Consider the following 654-nt stretch of genomic DNA (forward strand, 5'->3'; position numbering starts at 1 on the left):
CCGTCACGGCCCCGGTTGCGGCGGTGGCGTTGCTGGTCCCGCTTCTCGGGAATGGTGTGGCTGATGCCGCGCTTGCGGAGGTAGGCGCGGAAGCCGCGGGAGGCGTAGGCCTTGTCCGCGACCAGGTGGTCCGGTCGGCAGCGCGGTCGGCCCGGACCGATGCGGGGCACTCGGATCCGCTCGAGAAGCGGGCGTGCGCAGACGCCATCGTGACGCTGGCCGGCCGTGAGCATGACGGCCAGCGGCCGTCCCCGGCCGTCGCAGGCGAGGTGGATCTTGGTTGTCAGTCCGCCTCGGGATCGGCCGAGGGCGTGATCATCCGGTTCGTCCTGCCGGAGGGTCCCCTTTTTCGGCCCGTGGCCGCGGCGTGCTGATGGGCGCGGACGATGGTGGAGTCGATCTGGACCAGCCAGTCGATGTCTCCGGCCGCATCCGCCCGGGCCTGCATCTGCTGCAGGGCCCGGGTGAAGATGCCGTCGAGGGCGTAGCGGCGAAAGCGGGTGTAGACCGTCTTCCACGGCCCGTAGCGTTCGGGCAGGTCACGCCAGGAGATCCCGGTCCGGATCTTGTAGACCATGCCGTTGATCACCCGGCGGTCCTCCACTCGCGGTCGTCCCGTTTTGGCCCGCGGTATGAGTGGAGCGAGTAACTCCC

General features: G+C 70.0%; 2 protein-coding genes. Both read right to left on the reverse strand.

The features are described from left to right. Nucleotides 1-287 (reverse strand): transposase (locus tag ABD198_RS30880; RefSeq protein WP_425580597.1); only part of this gene is annotated, 287 nt, incomplete at its 3' end. Then, nucleotides 284-654: transposase (locus ABD198_RS30885; RefSeq protein ID WP_425580596.1), on the reverse strand; the 371-nt coding region annotated here is incomplete at its 5' end. The genes ABD198_RS30880 and ABD198_RS30885, both read right to left, overlap by 4 nt.

Source organism: Streptomyces thermocarboxydovorans (assembly GCF_039524635.1).
In the GTDB taxonomy this organism is placed as follows: Bacteria; Actinomycetota; Actinomycetes; order Streptomycetales; family Streptomycetaceae; genus Streptomyces; species Streptomyces thermocarboxydovorans.